The organism is Streptomyces sp. NRRL S-340, assembly GCF_000720185.1.
In the GTDB taxonomy this organism is placed as follows: Bacteria; Actinomycetota; Actinomycetes; order Streptomycetales; family Streptomycetaceae; genus Streptomyces.
In genome coordinates, this window is sequence record NZ_JOIY01000049.1 from 1 (window position 1) to 26651 (window position 26651).

Sequence of the window (26651 nt, forward strand, 5' to 3'; positions counted from 1 at the left end):
GTGCGGGGTGGAGGGCGAGGCGGGGCGGGAGGCAAGGCGCGAGGGCCGCGCGGGACGAGAGGTGACACGGGACGGGAGGCAAGGCGCGAGGGCCGCGCGGGACGAGAGGTGACACGGGACGGGAGAGCGCCGGGGGGGAAGGGCACGCGGGGCGGGAGGTCAAGCCGGGGGGGGAGGGCACGCAGGAGGCACGGATGTGCGGCCGGCGTACCGGCGGGCCAGGATGGTCGCAAGGCGGGAAGCCTGACAGTTCCGGGCGGATCAGGCGGCTCGGGAAGCCCCACGGACCGACGGCAGGACCCTGCGGTCCAACGGATCTTTGAGGAGCAGGCGGTATGAGCACTACAGCCCAGATCGGCGTCACGGGACTCGCGGTCATGGGCCGCAACCTCGCCCGGAACTTCGCGCGCAACGGCTACACGGTCGCGCTGCACAACCGGACGGTGTCGCGGACAAGGTCGCTGGTGGAGGAGTTCGGGCAGGAAGGCGACTTCGTCCCGGCCGAGACCGCCGAGGAGTTCGTGGCGGCGCTGGAGCGCCCGCGCCGGCTGGTCGTCATGGTGAAGGCGGGCGAGCCGACCGACGCGGTGATCCAGGAGTTCGCGCCGCTGCTCGAACCCGGTGACATGATCATCGACGGCGGCAACGCGCATTTCGCGGACACCCGGCGCCGCGAGCGGGAGCTGCGCGAGCAGGGCATCCACTTCGTCGGCACGGGCATCTCCGGCGGGGAGGAAGGCGCGCTGCACGGCCCGAGCATCATGCCGGGCGGTTCGGCCGAGTCGTACGATTCGCTCGGTCCGATGCTGGAGAAGATCGCCGCGAAGGCCGCCGACGGCGCGCCGTGCGTGACGCACGTGGGTCCGGACGGCGCGGGCCACTTCGTGAAGATGGTCCACAACGGCATCGAGTACGCCGACATGCAGCTGATCGGCGAGGCGTACCAGCTGCTGCGCGAGGTGGCCGGGTACTCCCCGGCGCAGATCGCGGAGATCTTCCGCACCTGGAACACCGGCCGCCTGGACTCGTACCTGATCGAGATCACGGCGGAGGTCCTGGCGCACGTGGACGCGGCCACGGGCAAGCCGTTCGTGGACGTGGTGGTGGACCGGGCCGAGCAGAAGGGCACCGGTCGCTGGACGGTGCAGATCGCGCTCGACCTCGGCGTCCCGGTGTCCGGCATCGCGGAGGCGGTCTTCGCACGGTCGTTGTCGGGGCACGCGGCCCTGCGGGAGGCCTCCCGCCACCTGACGGGCCCGAAGGCGTCGGCGCTGTCCGAGTCCGAGGCGGCGGCGTTCGCCGACCGCGTCGAGCAGGCGCTGTACGCCTCCAAGATCGTGTCGTACACCCAGGGGTTCCACGAGATCGCGGCGGGCAGCGAGGAGTACGGCTGGGGCATCGACCTGGGTGCCGTCTCCTCGATCTGGCGCGGTGGCTGCATCATCCGGGCGGCGTTCCTGGACCGCATCCGGACCGCCTACGACGCCCGGCCGGACCTGCCGAGCCTGCTGTCGGACGACACGTTCGCGCAGGAGATCGCCGCGGCCCAGGACGACTGGCGCGAGGTCCTGGTCGCGGCGACCCGGCAGGGCGTGGCCACCCCCGGCTTCGCGGCGGCCCTGGCCTACTACGACGCCCTGCGCGCCGAGCGCCTGCCCGCCGCCCTCACCCAGGGGCAGCGTGACTTCTTCGGCGCGCACACCTACCGGCGCGTGGACCGGGACGGCACCTTCCACACGCTGTGGGGCGGCGACCGCTCCGAGGTGACCGCGTAGGCGGCACGCGGGGACCGCTGCCGGTGGCCGCCCGCGCCGCCGCGCCTGACGGCGTGCGGGCCGCCGTCAGGACAGGGGCGGCCCCGGCTCGGGGTTCGGCACCGGCTCGGGGCCCGGCGGGATCGGGGACGGGGAGGGCTCCGGCGGTCCCGGGGGCGGTGGCGTGGGCACCGGCCCCGGCGGCGGTCCGGGAGGGGCCGGGTCGGGAGGCGTCGGTCCGGGGCCGGGCGGCGCCGGAACCGGGGGCGGCTGGGGCGCCGGGTGCGGCTGGGGTGTGGGCACCGGGTCCGGGCCGGGTCCTGGGCCCGGAGCGGGGTCCGGGCGGGGGCCCGGAGTGGGCGGTGGTGCTACGGGGTCGGGGTACGGGTCGGTCATGGCGTCCTCCGGCCAGTCGGTCGACATCGGCTCTGGACTACTCCCCCGCCTACCCGCCACCCGCCCCGCCAGTCACCCGGGGGCAGGACGGCGAGGACCCGGCTGGGCTCATCCGGCCCGGGCGGCCCGGCCGCGCCGGGGCCTCCGCCGTTCCGAACGTCTACCGTCCCGGACGTCCGCCCCTCCGGACGTCAGCGCGCCCATGAGCAGCCGGCCCCTCCGTCCTGGTCAGGCCGGGGCTGCCGCTCCCGCTGCCCGGGTCGCGGCCCGCGCCGCCGCAGCGAGGCCGGGGCGCGGGCTGGACAGGACCGGCACGGATGTCGTCGTCAGGTTCCGCGCCGGGGCCATGGAGGCCTGGGCGAGGACGACGGCGTCGGCTTCGGCACCGGTGACCGAGTCGGCGGCTTCCGCGACCGCACGTACGTACCCGTCGGTGTCACCGGCCTCGAACCGCGCCCAGGCACCCGGCACGAGCAGGGGGCGCACCCGGAGGCGGCGCCCGGCGCGTTCGGCCTCCTGAAGGAGCAGTGCGGCGGTCGGGGCGAGGGTGCTCTCCACCGCCGCGACGACCACCACCCGGGGCCCCGCGGCCACCGCCTGGGCCGCCATCGGACGGTCGACCCGCAGCACGGGCGGCACGCGTCCGGCACCGGCGGCCTCCGCGACCGCGCCGATGGTCGAACAGGTGCACAGAACCGCGCCCGCGCCCTCGGCCACGGCCCGCTCCAGCACCGCCGTGACGTCGTCGGCCACCGTCTCCGGGCCGTCCCGGCGGGCCCTGCGCAGCAGGTCCTCGTCGACGAAGTGCCGCACCCGCAGCCGAGGATGGTCCTGCTCGCGCAGGGCGTCGAACACCGGCACGTGCACGGGCGAGGTGTGCAGCAGCGCGAGCACGACGGGCGCGGCCGGAGCGCGTGGACCGGCCGGTGCGGACGGCACGGCAGGCTCCCCGGTCGTGCTCAGAACCGCCCCGGGTGCGCCGCCAGCCACGCCTTGGCGGCCTGCCGCATCCCGGGGGCGGGCGCGGGGGCCTCGTCCGGGTGGCGCTCGGCCCACTTGATGACGTAGGGGCACAGCGGGGCCACGGCGACGCCCTCGCGCTCCGCCGTCGCGTACAGCTCGCGCGCCAGGGAGCCGGCGATGCCCTGGCCCTCGTGGGCCGGTTCCACGATCGTGTGGACCGGAACGAGGGCACGCCCGGGCGCTTCCAGGACGAAGTACTCGATACGGCCGACCACTTCACCCTCCGCGACGGCCTCGAGCCGGCCGGCCTCCCGGTCGTCGCGGATCTCGATGTCACTCATGGGCAATCTCCTCGCAGTGTCCGGACGGCCGCCGCCCGGGGTGGGTGTCGGTCAGGCGGGCACGGACCGCGGGCTGCGTTCCTGGTCCGAGCCGGGCACGGGGGCGGACGGATCGGCGCCCAGCTCCACGATCCGGTTGTCCGCGTCCACGTGCACCACCCGCGGCACCAGGGCCCGCGCCTCGGCATCGGTGACCTGGGCGTAACTGATGAGGATCACCAGGTCCCCGGGGTGCACGAGGTGTGCCGCGGCTCCGTTGATCCCGATGACCCCCGACCCGCGCTCGCCCTCGATGACGTACGTCTCCAGACGCGAACCGTTGGTGATGTCGACGATGTGGACCAGCTCTCCGGGCAGGAGATCGGCGGCGTCGAGCAGATCGGCGTCGATGGTCACCGAGCCGACGTAGTGCAGGTCGGCGTGGGTCACGGTGGCACGATGGATCTTGGACTTGAACATGGTACGCAACATCGGGGCACTCCCACAAGTAGGCTCCCTGCCTGCGTTTTTGCAGGTCAAGGGCTGTTTCCACACCCTACAACGAGTCGTGTGCCCGGGCGGCTTCCCCCGGGTTTTCCAGGACCCGTGCTGACCACTCGCCGACCTCACTGACGCGTCGTCAGGCGACTGGAGGAGAGCCCCACCGGCTCTCCCGGCCCACGCGGCGACGACGGCTCAAGCCTACGCAGCACCCCCTCGATGGCATCCGTGATGACCGTCACTCGGGCGGCCTGGAGGGCAGTCCGAGGCGGCGGCGCTCGAGCGGGAGCCGGACCACGCATCGCCGTGGGTCGGCCGGCCGGAGCGCCTCCGTACCGCCCAGCAGGTGCAGGCGGCCGAGGTTCATCGAGGATCCCGAGCGCCGAATGGACGCGACTATTGATCAAGGAACCACTGCTTTGTCAAACCGGCGATTCTCGTGACCATGGAACATTGCTGCCTCGGCCGAGCCGTCGCGCCGGCGCCGGGATGACGAGCCCTGGGGACGTCCAGGACAGTGCCGTGGATGACCGGAGGCGGCAGCAGTGACTCGTCGGGGCCGGGCGCCGGACGCGCTGTCACAGGCTGCTGACATGATCGTCCGAACTGTGCGGACGAGAGGGCGGGAATGGACCTGACGGTGGACCAGGTGGCACGGCAGATCACGGCGGAGGTCGTCGCCCGGGCGCCGGAGGGCTGGACGGAGTGCGTGCTGCGGGGGCACGGGAGCCAGAGGGGGGTGGGCCTGTCCGGCGGCGGGTACGTGGTACCGAGCCGTCCGGGCCTCTTCTTCGACATGCCGTTCCCGCACCAGGGCCTCGGCTCACTGGCAGCCTGGTTCCGTGACACCCATGGCTGGGAGGGCATCGTCCTGGAGCTGGTCAGCCGCCCGTCGGGAGCCTTCGAGCTGGTGGTGTTCCAGGACGTACTGCAGCCCGGGGGTGGCCCCGAGGACGGTTGGACACTGACCCTCCGCCCCGGCTTCCAACGGTCCGAACCGGGCGCGACCGACAGCGCGGAGCCGTCCGGGCTGCGCCAGGCCGGGGACCCGGCGCAGGCGGTCGAGTGGCTGCGCGCTGTGCTCCGGCAGCACGCCGAGCACTTCGGCGCGGAACCGGAGATGCCAGCGCCCGTCACCGAGGCGCAGCTCGCCGCCGCGGAACGCCACCTGGGCCGGCCGCTGCCCGCGGACCTGCGGGCGCTCTACCTGGAGGCAGACGGGGATGGCGGCAGCGAGGCGCTGGCCGGATACTGCTGGCTGCCGCTCGACGAGGCCCTGGCCGAGCGCGACGACTACATCGGAGTGCCGACCTGGTTCGGCTGGGAACTCGGCCGGCAGCAGGTGGTCTTCGACGCCGACCCGCCGAACACGGTGCGCCGTTGTTCGGGGCATCCGGGCTGGCTTCCCTTCGCCACCTGCTTCGACGGCAATTTCCTCGCCGTGGACCTCGCGCCTGCCGCGGACGGCCGTCCCGGCCAGGTGATCGAGGTCGGCCGCGACTTCCATGACGGCCCGCGCTACGTCGCTTCCTCGGTCACCGCCTGGCTCGGCCAGACTCTGGGCCGGCCCGATCCGTACGCCCCGCGGCAGTCCGCGGGCGGCTCTCGCCAGCTGGTGGTCTCGACCCTGGACGAGCGGCTCGCGCCGGGTGTCCAGGCGATCCATCTCAATGACGCCCCGTCGCCCGTCGACCTCGCCCCGCTCTCCGCCACCCCGGTCCTGCGGCGCCTGCACCTCAACCGATGCGCCACCACCGACCTGTCGCCCCTGGCAGTGCTCCCCGTCGAGGACCTGGCCGTCGACCTCGCCCCCGAGGCCGGCCTCATCCCGCTCGCGGGCCACCCGCACCTGGCCTCGCTCGCCGTCGGCTCCGAGACCCCGCTCGACCTCGCTCCGCTGCGCACCCTCTCTGCGCTGCGCTCTCTCGACCTGTCGCGTTGCCCCACGCCGGACTTGTCGTTGCTGGCCGATCTCGCCGGCCTGCGCTACCTCGCCCTCTCCGGCACTCAGTGGACAGCGCTGATCGCCACCGGCCGCCTGCCCGCCGGCCTTGCCGCCGCTCGCCTGGCCGGAGCCACGCCCCTCACCGCCGCCCTCGACCTGCTCGCTGTCCTCGGCGACGACACCTCCACCGCCTACCGCCTCTCCGGCACCGTCGAGGACGCCTCCTGACGCTCTGACCACACCGGTGCACCAAGCTGATGCCGACGCCCCCGACCGGCTGGACGCCGTGAGGCGGAAGCCACGGTCCGGGTCACGGTGTCGCTGCGGTGTCCCTGGCCCGGGCCGGCCCACGCCGGCGGTCAGGCAGAGGGACGCCGCCTGGTACCGCCGCCGCTGCCGTTCAGCGGGATCAGACTCTCCAGGTGAGCGCCCTTGACCCAGGAGCCCAGCAGATCGCGGTGCAGGGCCACGATGTCCTGGCGCACCGCCAGGCCCAGCGCGTCCCTCGTGAACGTGCGGCCTGTGGTGACGAACAAGGCGACGTCCGCGCCGTGTTCGGGGCGTGCGGTGCCGACGAACTTCTGCATGTCCTGCGAGGACACGCTCCGGTGCGGCGCGTACTTCTTGCACTGGATCACCAGCTTGCGGCCGTCGGCCAGGTAGCCGACGACATCCGCGCCCAGGTCGCCGCTCCTGCCGCTGACGACGACCTTCGTGCAGCCGTCCCGCCGGCACAGCTCGGCGACGTACGTCTCGAACCCCTGCCACGACAGCGCGTCGACCTGGGCCATCGACAACTCCCGTGCACGGGCCTCCTCTTGCGCCCGCCACGCACGGTCCTGGCCGACCGCCAGGCGGTGCGCCCGCCACAGCGCCCATCCGGCCCCGCCCACCGCGGCCGCGACGAGCACGGCCACCAGGACGGGCCACACCACCGACCAGTGCCCGGCCACCCACACCACGGCGATCACCGCCGCCACCGCGCCCCAGCCCTGCAGCTGCCTGCGGGTCCGCTTCTTCAGGCGCCGGCGCCGTCGGCGTGCCGCCATCATTCCCCCACTCCTGCGAGAAGCGGTCCGAGGCGGGCGCCGACGGGCTCCGTCCGGCCCGTGCTTGTGCGGGGGTTCATCGGCTGGCCCGGGTGACGCCGTTCGCGAGCTGCCCCAGGATGCTCAAGATTCCATGGCCCGCCGGGGTGGGTGCGATCAGGACGCCCAGCGCCAGAACGATGACGACGGTCATCCTCTCGTCGAAGCGGCTGCGGGCTTCCGTACGCCGCCGCAGTCGCCAGACGACGATGACTGCGAGCAGCAGCGTCACATCGATGGTCAGCAACCGTCCAGACCTCCCCCACCGACCGGCCACCACGCCACCGGGGCGGCAGGACGCCGCCCCGGCCTTCCTGTGTAGCGGCGTCTTGGTGATGTCGGAGGCGGATTGCCGACGAATGGCACAAAACCATCGGAACTGGCCGAATACGGCGCGGTGGATCAGCCATGGACGCGCTCGGTGACGTACAGGGCTCCGGGCGCGCCACCGTGCGTGCCGGCATCGCCCAGCGCACGGAGCCGGATCGTGGCCGGGGACCGACCTCGGCTGCCCCGGGCCGGCCCCGCCCGCACACGGCCGGCCGCTACCGGTCGATCAGCTCCTGTCGCGGCGGTCCGGCCCCACGCCGGGCCGCCGCGCGGCGTATACGGCCGGCCAGCAGCACGCCGACGGCTCCTGTGCCGACCCCCGCGACACTCCCTCCGACCGCCCACCATCCACGCCCACCGGCCGAGAGCCCCCCGGCCCTGTGCCGGCCCCCACCGCTCACCGCCGCCTCGGCCCCGCTGCCGAGGAGCCCCTGCCAGTCGAACCGTCCGTACAGCGCCCGCGGCGCCCGGTGCCACCGGATGTCGTCGTCCTCCACGTCCGGCGCTGGATCGGAACGCACCCACGGCGTGCCGTCCGCGGCCACGATCAGCTGGTCCTGCCGCTCGACGGCTACGTCACCACCGGGCGCCCGGTCGGTCTGCGGCCACCCGCCGACCCCCGTCAGGCCCCACACCACGGTCAGCCGCGCCGGCGGATACCGGCCCTCCGCCCAGGCGTCCGGCACCGGCTCCGTCCCGGTGCGCTCCGGCTCCAGCAACTGACGCAGCCGGAGGAAACCGGACTCCCCGGAACGCAGCGTCGTCGTCCGCCCCGAACCGCCCGCGACGACCAGCGCCACATCCGGTACGCGCCTCGCCTCTCCACCGGCCGCGGCCTCCGCCGGGGCCGTTCCCAGGACGACCGCCCCCGCCGCAAGCACCGGCACCACGCTGGGCAGCAGCACAGCCGCGAACCGTCCGCGAACCCTCCGGCCCCGCGCCCCCATCAGCCCCTCCTCTGTCCCCGTACTCCACCGCTCCCGCCGCGCTCCACATCCCACTCCCGCCGTTTCACTCCCGCTGCTCTCACCGGTCACACGTCCCGCAGTTCCTGCCGTGGCCCAGGGTCCTCGCCGCGCCGTGGAAGGCCGAGCGGCACGCGCGACGCGAAGGACCGCAGCAGCAGCCCGGCCACCACTCCGGCCGCCGCACCCGGTATCGCCCACCACCGGTCCGTGCCGCCCTCCTCGCCGCCGGTGCGGATCGTGACCCTGGTGACCTTCTCCTCCTGCGCCGCCGGGTTCGGCGGCACCGTCTGCCAGGGGGCCGGGAAGACGCCTTCGTACCCGGCACCCGTGTCCTTGCCCAGCACGCCCAGCCTCCCGAGCAAGGCACGCAACCGGGCGGGGTGCGCGGCGCGGTGCCAGTGACCGGCCAGCGAGCCCGGCACGTCCGCCGCCGTGTGGATCCAGACGACGTCCTCGCCGCTCACCGAGAAGAGCCGGTCGATCCGCTGGGGCGTGGTGTCGTGCACCATCCACGTGACGTTGATCTGCCGGGCGCGCGCCAGGTCGGCCTGCGGCGGGACCACACGAAGACCCTCACCGGCCTCGCCGGCCGGGCCCAGAAGCTGCTCCAGCTCCTCGTACTTGGCGTCGGAGAAGAACAGGGCGGCCGCCTCTCCGCTGCGCGGCGAGGTCACGAGCACACTCGTCGGCCCGCCGGCTTCCGCAGCGGCGGCCCCCCACAGCATCAGCGCGCACAGCACCGCCAAAGCTGTCAGAAGCGCGCGCACTTCACGTCTCCCGCGCCCAGCCCGCCGACACCGCCCGTCCTGCCGGCTCGGCCCCTGCTGCCTGCCCTGCGCGCCCTGCCCGTCCTTGCTCGCCTTCCTGACCATCCGACCCCCCAACCGTCAGGTCGATCCCCGAGCGGCCCGTCCCGGCCGCCTGTCACTTCTGGTACACCGGCCGGGCCTCAGCGGTTCCCGCTCAGGGCCGACCAACCCCGGCTGTTCCGTGCGACGGCCACGGCACGCCCCTTATCCGTGATCCCCTCCAGGCGGAGCATCATCGCGCCCTCTGGGGTCGCCCGGGTCCACAGCAGCGTCGGGCCGGCCGTACGCCGTGTGCGGGTGACACGGTGACCGTCCGCGTCCACCAGCCAGAACGTCAGCAGGTGCGGTCGCTGGAACCACAGGGCGTAGTCCGGGACGTCCCCGGCCGTGGGCCCGGGGCCGAGCGGCACCCATTCCGGCGGCTCGCGCACGGTCTTGACGAAGCCCAGGTCCAGGCGCGCCGGGTACTCGTCGAGCCGGGTCGTGCTGCCGTCCTGCCCGCGCCAGCACAGCGTCAGCAGGAACCGCCCGCCCGGCTCGGCGACGGCCGTCACCGCGTCCGGTGTGCCCAGGGCGTCCGGGACCAGCGGTGTGAAACCCGCCCGCCGGCCGGCCTGGGCCGGCGACAGCGACCGGCCGCAGCCGGGCACCTGGGCGCCCGGCGACGGCACCGCCGACGGTTCGTACCTGACCTTCACCCCGTCGAAGTCGAACCAGTCGAGGACCGCCGCCCGCACCGGAGGCGTGAGCGCGAGCACCGTCAGCAGTCCGCACAGGGCCGCCGTCAGCGAGCGCCACCGCCTGCCGGTCCAGCGCCGCGCGGCCCGCAGCCGCTCACCCGGACCCTCCTGCTCGGCCACCGGGGCCGGCACGTGCTCGGTGAGTATCTGCGCCAGCACCCGCTCGACCATCGTCTCCGCGCTCAGGGCGGACCCCAGGTCTCCGGGCCCCGCGGGCTCCGCTCCGGCCGGTCCAGTCGCCCCGCCCGGGCCGGCCGGGCCGCCCAGCGACCGTCCCAGCGCCCGCAGTTCGTGAGGCAGCGACGACCGCGTCTCCGCCGACCCGTGCTCCGCCACGCCCTCCGGTTCACCCACGGCCCCCACGCTCACCACCTCCTTCCCGACCACCTGGCAGGTCCTGTTCCTCCTGCGGCCGGAACTGCGGCAGCAGGCGCTCCAGCTTGCGCAGTGCGCGGTTGAGGCGTGACTTCACCGTCCCACGCGGCCAGCCCAGGGCCTGAGCGGTCTCGGCCTCGTCCATCTCCAGCAGGTAGCGGTAGGTGACGACCAGGCGGTGCTCCTCGCTCAGCCGCTCCAGGGCGGCCAGCAGCGCCGCGCGGCGCTCGGTGTGCAGCGTCGCGACGGCCGGGTCCGCCGACTCCGGCAGCAACGGCTCCGCCTCCACGAGGGCTGCCTCCCGGCCGGCCAGCGTGCGCTGCCGCACCGCCGTACGCACTGAGTTCCTCGTCTCATTGGCCACGATCGACAGCAGCCACGGCCGGAACGCGGACCCGTCCCTGAACCGTCCCAGCGCGCAGTACGCCTTGACGAAGGCCTGCTGCACCACGTCCTCCGCGTCCGCACCGGCGCCCAGCGCGGCGGCCGCTCGCAGCGCGATGCCCGTGTGGGCCCGCACCAGCTCCGCGTACGCCTCCGGCTCTCCGGCGCGTACGCGTGCGATCACCGCGGCCTCATCGACGATGCGGCCCCCCCTCCCGCGTCCTCACACTCTTGTTACACCGCGGCGGCCGATTCGGTTCCCACCGGTTTCCGGCCCGTGCCGGATCGGGGTCCGTTACCTGGGAGAACGGTGAACATGCCGCCGTACGGGCGAGCGTTGCTGACGGTGTGTGGGCAGCCTGGTCAAGCGGTGACGTCCAGGCGGGTGATACGGGCGAGTGCGCCGATCTCCAATGCGGTCCACACGGCGCCGTCGGCACCAGGGGTGATGCCGTGCGGTTCGCTGTGGCGGGTGGGCAGGTCGTGGACGGTGAGGGAGCCGTCGGGGGTGATCGTGCCGACGCGGTTGCCTCCCCATTCGGTGAACCAGACGGCGCCGTCGGCGTCGACGGTGACCGCGTGCGGCCGGGCGGTGCGATCGGGCAGCGGAAACTCGGTGATCTGCCCGCCGGGAGTGATCCGTCCGATCTGACCGGCGGCGATCTCGGCGAACCACAGCGCGCCGTCGCTGCCCGCGGCGATCCCCACCGGCGCCGCCGCCTCCGTCGGCAGGGGATGCAGGGTGATCGCACCGTCCATGCCGATCCGGCCGATGGCGTTCGACTGGTTGAGGGTGAACCACATCCCGTCGTCGCCCCCGGCGGTGATCGCGGACGGGAACGCGCCTGTGACGGGGAGCGGGAACTCGGTGATGCGGCCGTCGACGGTGATGCGGCCGATGCGGTCGGCGGCGGTCTCGGTGAACCACAGCGCACCGTCGGGCCCTGCCGCGATGCCGAACGGCCCGCAGCCGGGTGTGGGCACGCCGAATTCGCCGATGACGCCGTCGGTGGTGATCCGCCCGATCCGGTCCGCCCGGTACTCGGTGAACCACAGCGCACCGTCGGGGCCGGGCGTGATGACGGTCGGCCCGCAGCCGGGCTCGAGCCGGTGGCTCGTCGGTTCCTCGCCCGGGACGAGCCGGCCGATGCGGCCGCTGCGGCCGCTGCGGACGAGGGTGAACCACAGCGCGCCGTCCGGTCCCGTGGTGAGGGCGTAGGGTCCGGCCGCGGCGTCGGCCACCGCGTACTCTTCGACGGACACCTGGGGCGCATGACTCAAAGGGGCTTCTCCAGACCGTGCTCGGCGGCGATGCGTTCGATGTCGGCCGGCGTTCCGGCCATGATGGTACGGGCGTGTTCGGTGACCAGGTCGGCGGGCCAGTCCCACCACGCGGCGCGCAGCAGCCGCTCGGTGTCGGCGTCGCCGAAGCGCTGCCGGATCGGCCTGGCCGGGTTGCCGCCGACGACCGTGTAGGGCGGAATGTCGGCGGTCACCATGGCGCCGGCCGCGATGATGGCGCCGTCGCCGATCCGCACGCCGGGCATGACGGTCGCCTGGTAGCCGAACCAGACGTCGTTGCCGACGACCGTGTCGCCGCGGCTGGGCATCGCGGTGACGATGTCCAGGGTCTGTTCGGCCCACCGGCCGCCGAACATGGTGAACGGGTACGTGGACACACCCATCGCCGGATGCTCGGCACCGGCCATCAGGAACCTGGTTCCCGCGGCGATCGCGCAGTACCTGCCGATGGTCAGACGCTCCGGCCCGTAGGCGTAGAGGACGTTGCGGTGCTCGAAGTCCGTGGCACCGTCCGGATCGTCGTAGTAGGTGTACTCGCCCACGGCGATGTTCGGTGAGGTGACCAGCGGTTTGAGGAACACCACGCGGTCGTGGGCGGGCAGCGGGTGCACGGTGGTCGGATCAGGTGACAAGGCTGAATTCCTTTGCGGGCGTTGTGGGACTGCGCGGTTGCAGAATGCCGTACACGGTCCGGGGTGTGCATCGCCGGGGCGGGGCCCGGACGCGGCCTGACGCAGTGGGCTGTCAGGCGTTCTGGGGCCCCGGCCGGGGCGGCCCGCTCGACCGACTGGACGATCACGCCGTTGGTGTCGGTGACCTGGAAGAGGCGTTCACCCCACGGCTCCTCGCGCAGCGGCACGACGCTCTCGACGCCCTCGGCACGCAGCCGCTTCTCCTCACGTCGCCGGCAGGCCGGACTCGCAGGAACCTCACGGCAGTTGATGCCCGCCCGGAGTGGCAGGCCGGGGAACGCCCTGGCCTGCCACTGCCTCACTGTGCCGTCGGCTACTCCTGATGGCTGCCGTAGGGCCGCGTGATGATCTCCATGCCGTGCCCGGCTGGATCCAGGAAGTACAGTCCGCGCCCACCGTGATGGTGGTTGATCTCTCCAGGCTGCTTCATCTGCGGATCGGCGTAGTACATGATCCCGGCCTGCTGGATACGCGCGAAGGCCGCGTCGAACTCCTCGTCGGAAACAAGGAACGCGTAGTGCTGCATGACGATCGACTCCGCCGGAACGGCGGCGAAGTCCAGGGTGACCCCGTTGCTGGTGGCCACTGGAATGAACGGGCCCCACCCGGTCCCGGCCTCAAGTCCCAGGATGTGCGCGAGGAACTCGGCCGACTCGCGGTTGTCGCGTGCATGGACGATGGTGTGATTCAACTCGACTGACATGTGTGGAATGCCTCCGTAAGGCACCTCACGGCACCTCCATGCCTCACCCAGCCGGTGACCGACACGCGATGCGTACGCGTGATCCTAAACAGCAGCGCCCACACTGTCGAGGCGTCCTGCGACGGGTGCTCGTAGCCGGTGCAGGTCCAGGTGCCGAACACGGCGACGAGCAACACCGCGGTCTCTCGTGCTCCGCGCCCGTCCTGGTGCTCGGGCAGGTGGTGGGAGGGCTTCGAGACGGCGAAGACGAAGACGAGGTCGTAGAACAGTTCCAGGGGGGCCGGCCGACGCGGTCTGAGTGGCTCGGGCACGCTGCTCATCTTCGGGTTCTCCTGCGTCTGAGCTGCGGGCAGGCGTTTCGTCTACCCCGGTCGGGGCCGGGTGGCGGCGGCCGGACATGACCGCCCGGCCGCCGCCGTCAGGTACAGCCCGCCCAGCCGACGGCCGTCCGGCCGGGCGGGGCGGCCTCACCGACCGAGGTGCTTCTTGTAGAACGGGATCAGATGATCCAGGGCGATCTTGACCGGCTCGGGCTGGTCGTACAGGTCGTAATGGGAGAAGCCTTCCGCCACGACCAGCTCCTTGTCCTCCGACGCCGCGCGGCGGTAGATCTCCAGGCCGTCCCGGTACGCGCCGAACGCACCCGGCCGGTCCCCGACGACGACGCACAGCGGCCGCGTCAGGAGAACCTCGGCACGGTGGAAGGCGTCCCAGCCGATCGCGGACCCCTGCCGGGAGAACAGTCCCTCGGTACGGCCGCCGGGCTTCTCGCCGCGCTCGGTGCGGTAGTACTCGGTGGCCTCGGACAGGTCGAGTTCGGTCAGCCCCTGCTCCTCGGCGGCCTCGGGAGACGTCGGCAGGTACTGGGTGACCCGCCGCTCCCCGCCCCGCGCCTCGGCCGTCCGCTGCTCGGCAACGGCGTCGAGGGCGCCGATGGGGTCGTAGCCGCTGAAGGACTCGTGCATGAGGCGCCCGAAGTTCACGCCCGTCACGCTGCCGACGGCCTTGATACGGCGGTCGGTCATGGTGGCGTTGACGGCGTAGCCGCCACCACCGCACACGCCGATGACCCCGATGCGGGCTGGGTCGACGTACGGCAGCGTCACCAGGTGGTCGATGACATAGCTGATGTCCTGGGCACGGAACACCGGGTCCTCGACCGACCGCGGCTCACCGCCGCTCGCGCCCTGGAAGCTGGCGTCGAAGGCGATGACCACGAACCCTTCGTCCGCCAGCGCCGAGCCGTAGACGTTCCCGGCGGTCTGCTCCTTGCAGGAGCCGATGGGGTGGACGCTGACGATGGCGGGGTAGGCCTTGCTCTCGTCGAAGCCCGGCGGAAGGTAGATGTCGGCGGCCAGGTCCCAGGCGAGCGCCCTGACGGCGACGTGCTGGATGTTGTCGGTCATGGGTACGACTCCTCGTCGGTGAAGCGGGGTTGCGAGCGACCGGTGGCAGGACCACTGGTCGCGGACGTGGTCAGCCCTGGTCGGCGGGCTCGCCGGTCAGGTGCTCCCGGAAGAACGGGACGGCCTGGGAGACGGCGCGGTCGACGTACTCGGGCACGTCGTAGAAGGACATGTGCGTGCCGCCCTCGACGACCTGGAGCTGCTTGGGGCTGCGGACCCGGCCGTGCAGTTCGGTGGACATCCACAGCGACCCGGCGTCGCTGCCGGCCACGATGAGGATCGGCTGGGTGAGCAGGTCCTCGACCATGTGGAAGGCGTCGAAGGTGAAGATCCGCGAGACGCTCCTGGTGAACAGGAACTTGTTCTTGGCGTTGGGGTGCTGGGCGCGCGGAGTGAGGTAGTAGTCGCCGGCCTCGACCAGGTCGCGCGGGGTGTTCTCATCAGGCTCCGGCGGGACGTAGGGCAGATAGGCCGGGTCGGCGCCCTTCACGGCCTCGGCGGTCCGCTGCTCGGCGAGAGCCCTGAGTGTGGGCACGGCGGCCGCGTCGGAGTCGGTGCCGTACCAGCCGCGGCGGAAGGAGGTGCCGATGTTGACGGCGCTGACGGTGGTCAGCGCCTTGATCCGGTAGTCGGTCATCGCGGCGTTGACGCTGTAGCCGCCGCCGGCGCAGACGCCCAGGGCGCCGATGCGCTCCGGGTCGACGTGGTCGAGGGACTGGACGTAGTCGACAGCGGCGCGGACGTCCTCGACGCGGGCGTAGGGGTCCTCCAGGTGATGCGGCTCGCCGCCGCTGTCGCCCTGGAAGGAGGCGTCGAAGGCGAGCGCCACGAAGCCCTGCTCGGCGAGCTTGCTCGCGTACAGGCCGGCGGCCTGCTCCTTCACACCGCCACCGGGGTGGACGACGACGATCGCCGGGTGGCTGCCGTTCGGGTCGAAGTCCTCGGGCGTGTAGAGGTTGCCCGCCATGGTGATCTGGCCGTTGGGGAAGGTGATGGCTTCCATCGTCTGCTCCTGCTGTTGGGGGTGCGGTGTGGTGTGGTTTCAGTGGGTGCGCCGGTACGCAAGGTCGTTCTTGACGCGGGCCGGTTCGATCGGCGCCCCAGGGGGAGGTCGGCGGTGTCCTCGACGCTCATAAGGAGGGTGGCTCCGATTTCCCTGCTGCTTGGAAGAGGGCGGGTGGCCCGTGAGCGGAGGACGCGTCCGATTCGTCGTCGGGGCAGCCCGAGCCGAGAAGTTCTCCGTGAAGAATTCCGCCGGCGGGGGGGGCGAGCCGGCCACTCGTACTGGTTCTTGCCGTACAAGGCCATGTGGGCGGGGCACCGAGACGGCATCATGGCGCCTGCTCGATTCCGTCAGCCGGACACGAAAGGTCTCGGCTCTGAATCATGAGAGATCGGCGATATCCGCCTCTCCGTCATTCTTCGTTTGGTCACAGGACCACACTCGCACGCGCCAGGCACTCCTACCAGAGGAGACTTCCATCCTGGGAGGGGTCCATCCAGGGATAAAAATATCCCTGCCTCCGCAGTGGCGTGCCGGGGGATACTGGAGACCATGAGCAGTGGTGCGCGCCCCGATGAGCTGGGGGCCTTTCTGAAGGCCCGCCGGGCCGACCTGAGCCCGCAAACGGCAGGCCTGTCCGAGAGTGGAGGCCGCCGCCGTGTCCCGGGGCTACGCCGCGAGGAGGTCGCCGCCCTGGCCGCGATCAGCACGGACTACTACACCCGCCTGGAACAGGGCCGCATGCAAGCGTCGGCCCCGGTGCTGAACACACTGGCACGCGTCCTTCACCTGGACGACGACCAGCGCACCTACATGTTCCAGCTTGCCGGGCGCCTCTCGGACCGGCCGGCACGTCGCGCCGTCCAGAAAGCACAGCCCCGGCTGCAGCGACTGCTCGACGACCTGGCCACGATCCCGGGAATCATTCTCGGCCGGCGCATGGACATTCTCGCGTGGAATCCGCTCGCAGCAGCTCTCGTCGCCGATTTTTCGAGCATTCCGGAGAAACACCGGAATTATATACGCCTGGTTTTCACCGACCCGAAGATGCGGGAGCTGTATGCCGACTGGAGGAACGTCGCCCACACCTGTGTGGCCCAGCTGCGCATGGAGGCGGCCCGCGACCCCGACAATCCGCGCCTCACCACACTCGTGGGCGAGCTGTCGGTCCAGGACGCTGATTTCCGCCGGTGGTGGGCCGCCCACCACGTCGCGACGCGCGGCGTCGGTACGAAGACGCTCAGGCACCCGGTCGTCGGCGAGCTGACCCTCGACTGGGACACCCTCGCCGCCACCACCGACACCGACCAGCAGCTCGTGGTCTGGTCCGCCGAACCCGGCTCCCCCTCCCACGACGCTCTACGCATCCTCGCCTCCTGGGCCAACGCCCCGGCTTCAGCCCCCACCGACACCAGCACCGATACCGACCGCTCGCTGCCCGGCTGACCCCATTGCGATGAGGCCGCTGCCACACGGGAACCATGAGCGGCGGCAAGAACCGGGCACCTCCCTCAAGGCGCGCCGGGCCGAGCTGAAGCCCCTCCCGGTAGTGGGCGAGTACGCAGAATGGCGAGCTGATCGCCCCGGCCGACGCCGTCGGCCCACAACTCGTCCAGGAATCGTTCCTCCACGACGGGGATCACGGATATCAGCTCTCGTGAGCCCGGGCGCGGAGCGAGGAGCGACGTTGATGGAGCTGTTGACCTGCTCGCCCGTGGAGTATCCGGTCCTCCAGCGCGCCGGGGCAGCCACCGCTTCATGTGGTCCGCGACCGTCTTCCGCCCCAGCTCACGGCGCGTTTTTGCGACAGACTGCGCCGTGCGCTCCTTCTCCGCACGGATCAGCGTGAGGCGCTCGATCTCGTGGTCCCTCCGTGCCGAAACCGCCCTCTTCGGCCTGCTTGCCCAGACCGTCGCGGAAACGGATCGTGCAGGGGTGCGGGCACCGGGTCGGCCTGGCTCAGCCGCAGTCCTTGAAGAACGACCCCGTACCGCGAGCGAGTTGCCGAGCCGGGCCGGAAGGATCCCGTCGTTTCCCCCGACGAGGCGGGTCCGAACCTGTGCATCCGTGCGAGCTTGTGGCACCGTCGGCCAAGCGTCGGTTCGGACACCTGTCCCGGAATGCGCGGGGACTGGCGCCGCTCAGATGCTGACTTACCTGGCGGCACATCAGAAACATGACGGCATGACGGCCGTAGGACCAGTCGCTCTTCGGGAGTTCTTGGGCGTGGGCGAGTACCGGTACCGCCACGACCACGGCCCCTCCCGCGGGCGAGGCCGCCGGCCGCGCCTCGCCCGCAACGCGCACATGGACATGCGCACGTTGCGGGCCATGGCACCGGGCGCGCGAGTGGACGGCGCGCGGAGTGCCGGTGAGGCGGCCGGACCGCGGGACTGATCGGCTCAGCCGCCGCTCTTGCGCCGGAACGACCGCTGGCTCGCAGCCGGACCGTGCGCCGCACGCACCTTGGACGCGTCCGGGTTGGCGGCGACGTCGGCCGCCTCCGCCTGCGCACCGCGCTTGCGCGCCAGAGCTTCACGGAACTTGCGCTTCAGGTCGTAGTTGCCGTCTTCGTCCGGCGCCAGAGGGGACGTCTCGGCGCCGTCCGGCTCCGAACCTTCCGTCGTTCCGGGCTCTGCGGTCATGGTGACCTCCTGGGTTCGGGGGTGGGCAAGCACAGCTTGTCATGCCGGGCGTGGTGCGGGGCGCCGGCCACCTCATCCCGCTCCGTTTCTGCGGGTGTCCCCGGCGCCGTCGAAGGCGTTCGCTTCGTGAATGGAAGGGGGACAGGGCGGGCTTCGGGCCGGGCCGAGGGTGGTCGAACCCTTGGCCCGGACACTCACTGCCAGGGCGACGACTCTCAGCCGTTGCGACGTACGAGGGCGGCCCTGCGGGCCTCGGCGAGCTTGCGGGCCTCGCCGGCCTTCCGGGACCTGCCGCCGGCGCCGCGGGAGGGGTCCTTGGTGGTGCCCAGGCCGCGGAACGGAGCATTGGTGTTCTTGGGCCGGGGAGCGGCGGGACCTGCGTCGAGCGGGGTGCCGGAGGGAGCCTTGGCGCCGGTGATCCGGCTCAGTTCCGCCTCGCCCGAGCGCACCTTGGTGACGGTCAGCTGGATGCCGGCCCCGGCCATCATGCGGCTCGTCTCACGGAGCTGGCCCGTCAGCACGAGCGTGACCACGCTGCCGGACTCACCGGCGCGGGCGGTGCGGCCGGCCCGGTGCACGTAGTCCTTGGGGTCGGTGGGCGGGTCGACGTTGACGACGAGATCGAGGTCGTCGACGTGCAGGCCGCGGGCTGCCACATTGGTCGCCACCAGAACCGTGATCTGGCCGCTCTTGAACTGCGCCAGGGTCCGCGTGCGCTGCGGCTGGGACTTGCCGCTGTGCAGGGCCCCGGCGTGCACCCCGCTGGCCCGCAGATGGCGGGTGAGCTGGTCGACGGCGTGCTTGGTGTCGAGGAACAGCAGTACGCGGCCGTCGCGGGCGGCGATCTCCGTGGTGACGGCGTAGCGGTCAGGGCCGTGGACGACGAGAAGGTGGTGCTCCATCGCCGAGACCGTGCCCGCGGACGGATCGACCGAGTGGACGACGGGGTCGTGGAGGTGGCTGCGGACCAGCTGATCGACGTCGCCGTCCAGGGTGGCCGAGAACAGCATCCGCTGACCGTCGGGGCGTACCTGGTCGAGCACGTCGACGACCTGCGGCAGGAATCCCAGGTCGCACATCTGGTCGGCCTCGTCCAGCACGGTGATCCCTACCCGTCCCAGGCGGCAGGCGTTGCGCTCGATCAGGTCGTGCAGGCGTCCGGGGGTGGCGACAAGCACCTCGGCCCCCTCGCGCAGCGCGGCGATCTGCCGGCCGATCGACATGCCGCCGACGACCGTGGCCATCCGCAGCCGCAGCGCTTCGGCGTACGGCGCCAGCGCCTGGGTGACCTGCTGGGCCAGCTCCCGCGTGGGCACGAGGACCAGGGCGAGGGGCTGCTTCGGTTGGGCCCGCCGCCCGGCCGTACGGGTCAGCAGCGGCAGGCCGAAGGCGAGTGTCTTGCCCGATCCGGTGCGTCCGCGCCCCAGGACGTCACGCCCCTTCAAGGCGTCGGGCAGCGTGGCGGCCTGGATCGGAAAGGGTGCGTGCACCCCGAGGCCGCTCAGTGTCCGCAGCACCTCCGCCGGCAGTCCGAGACCGGCGAAGGAGGGGGCCGGGAGCAGCGCCGGAGTCCCGGCCCCGGGCTGGGCGGGACCGCCGTGAGCGGTGCCGGAGTCGTCGGGGTGCTTCATGAACAGCCTTCCGCAGGGAGACGTACCGAGGAAGGCCCGGCAGGATGGCACAGCCCACGGACGAGCGGAACCGAACAAGCAGAATCGCCCACCGCGACGACCACGCAAACGCATGACATTAACACAGGGCACGACTCACGCCGGGGATACCGGTCTTCACATCGGACGAGGCGGTTCCCTGCCCGCGGAGCTGCGGCGTCAGAGAGTGAGCACGACCTTGCCCTGGTCCCAGTAGGTGCCGTGGTTCGTACGGACCGCGACTTTGCCGTCCTTGGTGAGGACGAACAAGTCGGCCTTGCCGTCGCCGCCTGCGTCACCGAACTCCAGGACACCCAGCCCGGTGCCGTCGACGAAGCGGTCCCAGCCGCCGGACCACTGCTTGCCCTGGTCCCAGTACGTGCCGCGGTTGGTGCGGACGGCGATGTTCCCGTCCGCCGTGTGGACGATCCCGCGGTTGGTGCGGACGGCGATGTTCCCGTCCGCCGTGTGGACGATCCGATGAAGCGGGCCCAGCCGCCCGACCACTGCTTGCCCTGGTCCCAGTACGTGCCGCGGTTGGTGCGGACGGCGATGTTCCCGTCCGTCGTGTGGACGATCATGTCCGCCTTGCCGTCGCCGTCGACGTCCGCGAAGTACAGCCGGCCCAGATCCTTCCAGGTCACGAAGCGGTCCCAGCCGCCGGACATGACCTTGCCCGGGGCGAAGGTGTCACCCTGGTTGCGGTAGACGACGACGTCACCGTTCGAGCGGAGGACGATCAAGTCGGCCTTGCCGTCACCGTCGACGTCGGCCGAGTGACTCCGGTCGCGGTTGCGGACGTCCTTCACCCAGTCGGCCAGGCCGTCGACCCTGGCGTCCACCGCACCGGTCCGGGTTTCCGTCTCACCGAGACACCCGCCCTGCCAGGAGACGCTGTGGACGGCGGTCAGCTCGACCGCGCCGCCGTTGCCGCGCAGGGCCGGGCCACCGGCGTCACCCTTGCAGACCGAGGCTCCGTCCTGACCGGTCAGCGCCACGGTGGTGTCGGCCACGGAGTCCACCCGGAACTCACCGGTGTGCAACTGGTCCGGGACCCACTCGGTACCGGTCCGCCCGAATCCGGTACCCAGCAGGGTCTCCCCCGCCTCGGGGGCGTCGGTGGCCAGGGCCACCGGCGTGACCGTGGTCACGGGCTCGGCGAGCCGGGCCATGGCCACGTCCCGGTCGTCGCGCGGGACGACCTCGACGACGTCGAGGGTCTGCTTGCCCACGGTCGCCCTGGTCTTCAGCGCGGGTTTGCCCGGCTTGACCACAGCACCCGGCGTGGGCGCGAAACAACTCGTGGCGGTCAGCAGCCACTGCTGGTGCACCAGAGCGGCGGAACAGGAGCGCATGGAATCGCCCTCACCGATGACGAGCCGGGCGGTGAAAGCCTGGTCACCCGCGGCCGCGGGCTTGCCCGAGAGCGCCTGCGCGGCGGGCGCCGCGCTGAGCACGCCCGCGGCGACCGCCAGGACGACGCCGGCGGTCATGGCGCCGCGAGCCCGCCGGGTGCGGATTCCTGTGGTGCGCAAGGTACTTCCTCCTGGGGTTGATCGCGGGCGGGGCAAGACGATGTGAGCAGGTGGTCCGTCACTGTGGCGGGCTGGACCGCCACGGTCGGTAGGCGGCGGCGCGGGCCCGTCACGGTCGCACGCTGGTCCTCCGCAAGGTGGACAGGCCGACGCGAGACGGACAGGCCGACGTGAGACGGACAGGCCGACGTGAGACGGACAGGCCGACGTGAGACGGACAGGCCGACGTGAGACGGACAGGCCGACGTGACAGTGGCTGGGCATGCCAGGACGGGCCGGGAGACGCTGTGGCGGCCAGCGCCGGGCAGGGGCGGTGCCGCCCGGTGTCCTTCGGTCTCCACCGGTTCCTGCCGGTGCCTGCCAGTGCCTGCCAGTGCCTGCCGGGTGGCACGACGACCGGGGAGCACCGAGGGGTCCGCGTGCCCGGCTCGCCGGCCTGATACCCGTCGAGATCGCCGGGACGGGACCACCGTGCGCTCCGTACGCCGGACCGAAGGCGACGCTCCCGGGCGCGGCGCCCGGCGTCGGCGGCGCCTCGCCGCGCGCCGTGGGGAGCGTGGCGAGGCGGTGACGTCCGGCCAGTCGCAGGTGGCCTGGCAAGATCCCGGCGCACGGGACGCCGAGGACGGGTTACTTCGAGGTCCTGATCTCCACGAGCATGTGGTCGCGGCCCTCCGGGTCCGCCGACTCGCCCACCGGCGTCCAGCTGTTCTTGTTGATCTCGTAGGACTTCTCCTCGCTGCCCACGGTCATGTCGACCGTGGTGGAGTAGTCGTTGCCCCTGATCGAGAAGACGGCGGGGATCTCCAGGGTCAGCCAGCCCTCGTTGCCGACGGTGTTGAAACAGATCTTGTCGGCCTTGTCCCGGGCCAGAAGCTCCAACTGCCCCGTTCCGGTGACGCAGTCGGCGAGCGTGATGTGGCCGTCGCCGCGCTTGAGGACGATGTTCCGCTCCGCCAGGATCTTGTCGGCCTGGGGGTAGTCGAAGTTCTCCACGGCATAGCCGGGGGCGTCCCCAGCGACCAGCGCGGCGGTGTCGGCGGCCTCTGCGGTGCCCGCACCCGAGCCCTGCGCGCCGCCGGCCACCGCGGTCCAGGCCAGCGCGCCGCCGACGGCGGCGGCGGCGAGTACCCGTACCGTGAGCCGCATTCTCCGCGACTTTCCGGCGTCGGTGCTGATTTCCTTCATTGCATCCCCAATTCCGTAGCCACCGCCCGGGCCTGAAAAAACACCGGTTCCGAAACCGGTCGCCCAGACCCGTCGCGGACAGGGGAAGCCGCACACACGAAATGAAAGCCCCCCTCGCGCACCCTCGGCACGCCTCCGCGACGCACTGCCCGAACCCCCGGTGATCGTCATCGGCCCTGGCATCCCAGCACGGTGACGCACCCACGTCCAGCGCCGTGAACTGCCCATACCCGGACATTGAAAGCAAGCTCGCGGTGACCTGCGTCACGCCGGGAAAGGGCCGCAGGTGCTGACGTCACGATTTCATGGAGAAAGGTGCCGGATCGTCACATCCTCATGATTCGATGCACTGTTGCCGTATTGGTGGGCACAACTTCCCCGGATTTTCGAGCATGTTGATACTGTCCACGAATTGTGGCGGGGGCCGGTCCACGGAGCCGCCGTCCGTCACGGCGCGAAATCCGACACGTCACCGCATCATTCGTAGAAGGGCAAGCCCCGCATGCAGACAGCTTTCTGGAGCAGACGCCGCGTCCTCGGCGCGCTCGCGGCCGCGACCGCTGTCGCCGCCACCCCCTCGGTCCTGCGGCCGGCCACCGCCGCGGCCGCCGAGACGGGAGGGGCCGACCCGGTGCCGCTGCCGGACACCGAGCGCGCCAAGGCCGTCCGCGCGTGGCTGACCGGCGGCAAGGGCGTCAAGGCCGCCGCCACCACGGCCCTGTGCGGGACCGACACCGAGATCCGGACCTTCCTCGCCGAGACGCTGCCGCAGCAGACCGTGCAGGACAACCGGGTCGCGATCGTCCGCAGTCTGGACCGTGCGGGCAAGGGCCTGCGCCGTGAGGCCGTCGCCGCCCTGGACAACGGCGACGAGGCGATAGCCGGCTTCCTCTCGAAGGGCTTCGCCCCCGCCATCCTGGAGGATTTCCAGGTCGCCACCAGCATCGTCGCGTCCACCGGTGACAAGGGCGTGGTGCGTGCTGCCAACGCCGCCCTCGATGCCGGCACCGAGCCGGCGCTCCTCGCCTTCCTCGCCGACAAGCAGTACGACGCGCGGCTGGAGGACACCCGGGTCCAGGTCAGCGTCATGCTGATGACGGGCGGTCCGGAGGTGCAGAAGTACGCGGACCGCGCGCTCAGCGGCACCGCGAAGGACGTCGAGTGGTTCATCGAGACCGGCCAGCACATCGCGCGCGCCCGCGACCAGGAGTCGGCGACCATCGAGGAGCTGGTGGCCGTCGTCGAGCGCGAGGGCAAGCGCGCCGAACGCGAGACGAACCTGGCCATCGAGGCCGGAGCGCGCGCCGAGACCGCCGCCGCCAAGGCCAAGGAGGCCGCCGAGAAGGCCGCCGCCGAGGCCGCCGCCGCCCAGAGCGACGTGCAGAAGTCAGGGGCCGCGGCCCGCAAGGCGGCGAGCGCGGCGAAGGGCGCGGCCGACGCCGCCCGCAACGCCGTCAACGCCTCCAACGCGGCCGTGCAGGCCTCCCGCCGTGCCTCCTGGGCCGCCGCGGGCGCCGCCCAGGCCGCCGCGAAGGCCGGCAACGCCGCCGCCCGCGCCTACAACGCCGCGATCGCCGCGTCCAAGGACGCCGGCAAGGCGCAGGACGCCAAGAACGCCGCGGTCGCCGCCCGCAACGCCGCGGCCAAGGCCCGCAGCGCCGCCGCAGCGGCGGACAAGGCGGCCCTCGCCGGCGACGCGGCCTCGGACGCCGGCCTGGCCGCCGCCTCCGCCGCCCGCAACTCGGCCGCCGCCGCGACCGCCGCCGCCCAGGCCGCCGTCTCCGCCGGTGCCGCCCAGGCGGAGGCCGCCGAGGCCAAGCGCCAGGCCGCCATCGCCACCAGCGCCGCCAACCGCGCCACCAACGCCGCCTCCGCCGCCCAGGCCCTGGCGACCGCCGCCGCCAAGGCGGCCCGTACCGCCCGCGACGCCGCCAACTCCGCCGCCGCCCACGCCGACAAGGCCGCGGACGCCGCCGAGGAGGCCGTGAAGTACGCGGGTCAGGCCGTCGACTACGCCAACAAGTCGACCGCCCACGCCGCGGAGGCCGTGAAGGCCGCCAACACCGCCACCCAGGCCGTCAGCGACGCCCTGGAGGTGGAGAAGAACGCCCGCGCCGCCGAGGCGCAGACCCTGGAGCAGGACAAGCAGCAGGCCATCGAGGAGGCCCGGCAGCTCGCCGCGATCGAGCAGACCGAACTCTACGACGTCCGCGAGAAGCGGCTGATGGAGGAGCGCACCACCCAGGCGACCAAGGACCTCATCGCCAAGGCGGAACAGGCGCTGTACTCGGGCGACATGGCGGCCGCCGCGACCCTGGGCCGGCAGGCCGCGGTCGCCCTGATGGACGCCCGCGGGGCCAACACCCGGCAGGCCGCCCAGCACGCCCTCGCCGGCTCCGACGACGACGTCTACGCCTGGATCGACCTCGACCGGGCCCTCGCCCAGACGCAGGACGACCGCGAGACCACCCTCCACGTGGCGACGGTCGGCGGACCGAAGGTCGCCGCGGCCGCCGCGGCCGCGCTGGAGAGCGGCGACTCCAAGGCCGTCGGCGACTTCCTCACCGGCGGCATGAAGCGTGCCTCGGACGAGGACCTGCGCGTCGCCATCAACAAGATCATCGACGATGACGCGGGCAAGGCCGTCAAGGAGGCCGCCAACAAGGCGCTCGACGAGAACACCACCGAGTCCCTCAACTACTTCTTCGACCACGACTACCCGCTGGCCGTCCAGGAGGACGACCGGGTCCGGGCTTCCGAGCTGATCAACACCGCGGGCGCCTTCACCAAGGCCTACGCGGAGGTCGCGCTCGAAGGACCGGCGTGGATGCTGCGCAACTTCATCACCGTGATCCAGTACCGCACGGCGCAGCTCGACTTCGACACCGCCACTCACGTCGCCGCCATCCGCGGGGCCATCGCCGCCGCCGCGAAGATCGCGCAGAAGGCGCAGGAGGACGCGGCCCTCGCCTCGAAGGCCGCCGCCGACGCCCGCAAGGCCGCCGCCGAGGCCCAGGAGTGGGCGCAGAAGGCGCTGGACTCCGCCGCCAAGGCCGAGGACTACGCCCAGCAGGCGCGGGACAACGCCGACGCCGCCGACAAGTCGGCCGCCGCGGCCCAGGCCTCCGCCAACACGGCGAAGAACGCCGCCGCCACCGCCCGCAGCGCCGCCCGCTCCGCCAACTACTCGGCCAACAAGGCCGTCGACTCGGCGCGCGCGGCGCTCGCCTCCTCCGCCGCGGCCCAGCGCTCCGCCGCCGCGGCCCGCGCCGCCGAACTCGCCGCCTCCGCGGACGCGAAGGCCGCCGCCGCCGCGTACGCGCAGGCCAAGCAGATCGCCGCAGACAAGAAGCGGGCCGAGGACATCGCAAAGGCCAAGGAGGCCGCGGCCCAGGCCCAGAAGCTGCGCGACGCCAAGCAGGACCCGGCCAACTCCGACAAGAACAACCAGGTCAACCCGAACGGCACCGCGGACGGCGACGCCGACGAGTGGTGGAACGACGCCCAGTTCTACGCGGACGCCGCCAACGCGATCAGCGTCGGCGCCGGGTTCCTGTCGGCCGGCTGCGCCCTCGCCGCCATCGTCTTCCCGCCGGCCCTCGGCGCGGCCGGCTTCTTCGCCGGCGTCTCCGCGGGCGCGGGCGCCCTCGGCACCCTCTTCACGGGCATCGAGCACGGCTTCACCAGCAGCGCCTTCTGGGAGTCCGCCGCCGGCACCGGCCTGAGCCTGGTCTCCTTCGGCGCCTACAAGTGGGTCGGCGCCGCTGACAAGGCGCTCGGCGGCGGCCTCGTCAAGCCCGTCGTCAGCAAGATCACGGACACCGGTGAGGACCTGGTCTCCGGCATCACGAAGGGCCTCAGCGACCTGTGGGGTCTGGCGGCCTGATCCCGCCCGCCCCCTCTTCCGGGGCGCCGCCGCCGGGCGGCGCCCCCTTCTCCCCTCCTCTCACGGAAA

General features: G+C 72.3%; 23 protein-coding genes and 1 pseudogene. 4 read left to right on the forward strand and 20 right to left on the reverse strand.

Annotation, left to right across the window (positions count from 1 at the left end; all coding sequences use genetic code 11):
- The first annotated feature begins 335 nt into the window (after positions 1–335).
- Positions 336–1775 (forward strand): NADP-dependent phosphogluconate dehydrogenase, encoded by a 1440-nt coding sequence (gndA, locus tag IG64_RS30925; protein WP_037862192.1) that lies wholly within the window; start codon positions 336–338, stop codon positions 1773–1775.
- 603 nt (positions 1776–2378) lie between these two features.
- Here the strand turns inward: gndA and IG64_RS30930 are convergent.
- The 3 genes from IG64_RS30930 to panD all read right to left on the reverse strand — a co-directional run bounded on the left by IG64_RS30930 (position 2379) and on the right by panD (position 3925).
- A complete protein-coding gene (locus tag IG64_RS30930) occupies positions 2379–3044 on the reverse strand; it encodes an aspartate/glutamate racemase family protein (protein ID WP_037862265.1) in 666 nt (221 codons plus the stop codon).
- 65 nt (positions 3045–3109) lie between these two features.
- Positions 3110–3454 (reverse strand): GNAT family N-acetyltransferase, encoded by a 345-nt coding sequence (locus IG64_RS30935; RefSeq protein WP_037862194.1) that lies wholly within the window; start codon positions 3452–3454, stop codon positions 3110–3112.
- Between the two features lie 51 nt (positions 3455–3505).
- Complete coding sequence (gene panD / locus IG64_RS30940) at positions 3506–3925, reverse strand: aspartate 1-decarboxylase (protein WP_037862196.1); 420 nt, start codon at positions 3923–3925, stop codon at positions 3506–3508.
- 637 nt (positions 3926–4562) lie between these two features.
- Here panD and IG64_RS30945 point away from each other — a divergent pair.
- Positions 4563–6107: an SMI1/KNR4 family protein gene (locus tag IG64_RS30945; protein WP_037862197.1), complete on the forward strand. Its 1545-nt coding sequence runs from the start codon at positions 4563–4565 to the stop codon at positions 6105–6107.
- A gap of 131 nt (positions 6108–6238) precedes the next feature.
- On the opposite strand, the gene IG64_RS30950 is transcribed toward IG64_RS30945, so the two are convergent.
- From IG64_RS30950 to IG64_RS31005, 13 genes and pseudogenes are all read right to left on the reverse strand, one after another.
- Positions 6239–6928 carry a restriction endonuclease gene (locus IG64_RS30950; protein WP_063758855.1) on the reverse strand — a complete coding sequence of 230 codons (690 nt, stop codon included), beginning with the start codon at positions 6926–6928 and terminating at the stop codon, positions 6239–6241.
- A gap of 76 nt (positions 6929–7004) precedes the next feature.
- Positions 7005–7214 carry a hypothetical protein gene (locus IG64_RS30955; protein WP_037862198.1) on the reverse strand — a complete coding sequence of 70 codons (210 nt, stop codon included), beginning with the start codon at positions 7212–7214 and terminating at the stop codon, positions 7005–7007.
- 298 nt (positions 7215–7512) lie between these two features.
- Positions 7513–8199 carry a hypothetical protein gene (locus tag IG64_RS30960; RefSeq protein WP_051813537.1) on the reverse strand — a complete coding sequence of 229 codons (687 nt, stop codon included), beginning with the start codon at positions 8197–8199 and terminating at the stop codon, positions 7513–7515.
- Positions 8200–8330: 131 nt separating this feature from the next.
- A complete protein-coding gene (locus IG64_RS30965; RefSeq protein WP_037862199.1) occupies positions 8331–9032 on the reverse strand; it encodes a hypothetical protein in 702 nt (233 codons plus the stop codon).
- Positions 9033–9214: 182 nt separating this feature from the next.
- On the reverse strand, positions 9215–10183 hold the full coding sequence (locus IG64_RS30970) for a hypothetical protein (RefSeq protein ID WP_420710017.1): 969 nt from the start codon (positions 10181–10183) through the stop codon (positions 9215–9217).
- A complete protein-coding gene (locus IG64_RS30975; RefSeq protein ID WP_037862201.1) occupies positions 10161–10757 on the reverse strand; it encodes an RNA polymerase sigma factor in 597 nt (198 codons plus the stop codon). The genes IG64_RS30970 and IG64_RS30975 overlap by 23 nt, the downstream gene beginning before the upstream one ends.
- Before the next feature lie 179 nt (positions 10758–10936).
- A complete protein-coding gene (locus IG64_RS30980) occupies positions 10937–11836 on the reverse strand; it encodes a virginiamycin B lyase (RefSeq protein ID WP_051813529.1) in 900 nt (299 codons plus the stop codon).
- 14 nt (positions 11837–11850) lie between these two features.
- Positions 11851–12507 carry a CatB-related O-acetyltransferase gene (locus IG64_RS30985; RefSeq protein ID WP_037862205.1) on the reverse strand — a complete coding sequence of 219 codons (657 nt, stop codon included), beginning with the start codon at positions 12505–12507 and terminating at the stop codon, positions 11851–11853.
- A gap of 134 nt (positions 12508–12641) precedes the next feature.
- A pseudogene (locus IG64_RS42535) lies at positions 12642–12773 on the reverse strand (VOC family protein); the annotation flags it as partial.
- Positions 12774–12880: 107 nt separating this feature from the next.
- Positions 12881–13270 carry a VOC family protein gene (locus IG64_RS30990; protein WP_037862207.1) on the reverse strand — a complete coding sequence of 130 codons (390 nt, stop codon included), beginning with the start codon at positions 13268–13270 and terminating at the stop codon, positions 12881–12883.
- Positions 13255–13590: a low temperature requirement protein A gene (locus tag IG64_RS30995; protein WP_037862209.1), complete on the reverse strand. Its 336-nt coding sequence runs from the start codon at positions 13588–13590 to the stop codon at positions 13255–13257. The genes IG64_RS30990 and IG64_RS30995 overlap by 16 nt, the downstream gene beginning before the upstream one ends.
- A 147-nt stretch (positions 13591–13737) precedes the next feature.
- Complete coding sequence (locus IG64_RS31000; RefSeq protein WP_107474404.1) at positions 13738–14676, reverse strand: alpha/beta hydrolase; 939 nt, start codon at positions 14674–14676, stop codon at positions 13738–13740.
- Positions 14677–14746: 70 nt separating this feature from the next.
- The gene (locus IG64_RS31005; protein WP_037862211.1) at positions 14747–15679 is read right to left on the reverse strand and encodes an alpha/beta hydrolase; all 933 of its coding nucleotides are present in this window, start codon (positions 15677–15679) and stop codon (positions 14747–14749) included.
- A 552-nt stretch (positions 15680–16231) separates the two neighbouring features.
- Here IG64_RS31005 and IG64_RS31010 point away from each other — a divergent pair.
- The gene (locus tag IG64_RS31010; protein ID WP_037862272.1) at positions 16232–17125 is read left to right on the forward strand and encodes a helix-turn-helix domain-containing protein; all 894 of its coding nucleotides are present in this window, start codon (positions 16232–16234) and stop codon (positions 17123–17125) included.
- 956 nt (positions 17126–18081) lie between these two features.
- Here IG64_RS31010 and IG64_RS31015 read toward each other — a convergent pair.
- From IG64_RS31015 to IG64_RS31030, 4 genes are all read right to left on the reverse strand, one after another.
- Positions 18082–18324 carry a DUF5302 domain-containing protein gene (locus IG64_RS31015; protein ID WP_037862212.1) on the reverse strand — a complete coding sequence of 81 codons (243 nt, stop codon included), beginning with the start codon at positions 18322–18324 and terminating at the stop codon, positions 18082–18084.
- Between the two features lie 215 nt (positions 18325–18539).
- Positions 18540–19955 carry a DEAD/DEAH box helicase gene (locus IG64_RS31020; protein ID WP_037862213.1) on the reverse strand — a complete coding sequence of 472 codons (1416 nt, stop codon included), beginning with the start codon at positions 19953–19955 and terminating at the stop codon, positions 18540–18542.
- On the reverse strand, positions 19952–21508 hold the full coding sequence (locus IG64_RS31025) for a trypsin-like serine protease (RefSeq protein WP_234438665.1): 1557 nt from the start codon (positions 21506–21508) through the stop codon (positions 19952–19954). Before IG64_RS31025 ends, IG64_RS31020 begins: the two co-directional genes overlap by 4 nt.
- Before the next feature lie 630 nt (positions 21509–22138).
- Positions 22139–22696 (reverse strand): hypothetical protein, encoded by a 558-nt coding sequence (locus tag IG64_RS31030; protein ID WP_234438666.1) that lies wholly within the window; start codon positions 22694–22696, stop codon positions 22139–22141.
- A 502-nt stretch (positions 22697–23198) separates the two neighbouring features.
- Here IG64_RS31030 and IG64_RS31035 point away from each other — a divergent pair.
- Positions 23199–26582, forward strand: a complete 3384-nt coding sequence (locus tag IG64_RS31035; protein ID WP_037862214.1) for an ALF repeat-containing protein — start codon at positions 23199–23201, stop codon at positions 26580–26582.
- Positions 26583–26651: the final 69 nt, after the last annotated feature.

Bases quoted from the DNA above. Each gene is read 5' to 3' on its own strand.
- gndA (WP_037862192.1), top strand. From the start codon at position 336: ATGAGCACTACAGCCCAGATCGGCGTCACGGGACTCGCGGTCATGGGC.
- IG64_RS30935 (WP_037862194.1), bottom strand. From the start codon at position 3,454: ATGAGTGACATCGAGATCCGCGACGACCGGGAGGCCGGCCGGCTCGAG.
- panD (WP_037862196.1), bottom strand. From the start codon at position 3,925: ATGTTGCGTACCATGTTCAAGTCCAAGATCCATCGTGCCACCGTGACC.
- IG64_RS30945 (WP_037862197.1), top strand. From the start codon at position 4,563: ATGGACCTGACGGTGGACCAGGTGGCACGGCAGATCACGGCGGAGGTC.
- IG64_RS30950 (WP_063758855.1), bottom strand. From the start codon at position 6,928: ATGGCGGCACGCCGACGGCGCCGGCGCCTGAAGAAGCGGACCCGCAGG.
- IG64_RS30990 (WP_037862207.1), bottom strand. From the start codon at position 13,270: ATGTCAGTCGAGTTGAATCACACCATCGTCCATGCACGCGACAACCGC.
- IG64_RS30995 (WP_037862209.1), bottom strand. From the start codon at position 13,590: ATGAGCAGCGTGCCCGAGCCACTCAGACCGCGTCGGCCGGCCCCCCTG.
- IG64_RS31000 (WP_107474404.1), bottom strand. From the start codon at position 14,676: ATGACCGACAACATCCAGCACGTCGCCGTCAGGGCGCTCGCCTGGGAC.
- IG64_RS31005 (WP_037862211.1), bottom strand. From the start codon at position 15,679: ATGGAAGCCATCACCTTCCCCAACGGCCAGATCACCATGGCGGGCAAC.
- IG64_RS31010 (WP_037862272.1), top strand. From the start codon at position 16,232: ATGAGCAGTGGTGCGCGCCCCGATGAGCTGGGGGCCTTTCTGAAGGCC.
- IG64_RS31015 (WP_037862212.1), bottom strand. From the start codon at position 18,324: ATGACCGCAGAGCCCGGAACGACGGAAGGTTCGGAGCCGGACGGCGCC.
- IG64_RS31020 (WP_037862213.1), bottom strand. From the start codon at position 19,955: ATGAAGCACCCCGACGACTCCGGCACCGCTCACGGCGGTCCCGCCCAG.
- IG64_RS31030 (WP_234438666.1), bottom strand. From the start codon at position 22,696: ATGAAGGAAATCAGCACCGACGCCGGAAAGTCGCGGAGAATGCGGCTC.
- IG64_RS31035 (WP_037862214.1), top strand. From the start codon at position 23,199: ATGCAGACAGCTTTCTGGAGCAGACGCCGCGTCCTCGGCGCGCTCGCG.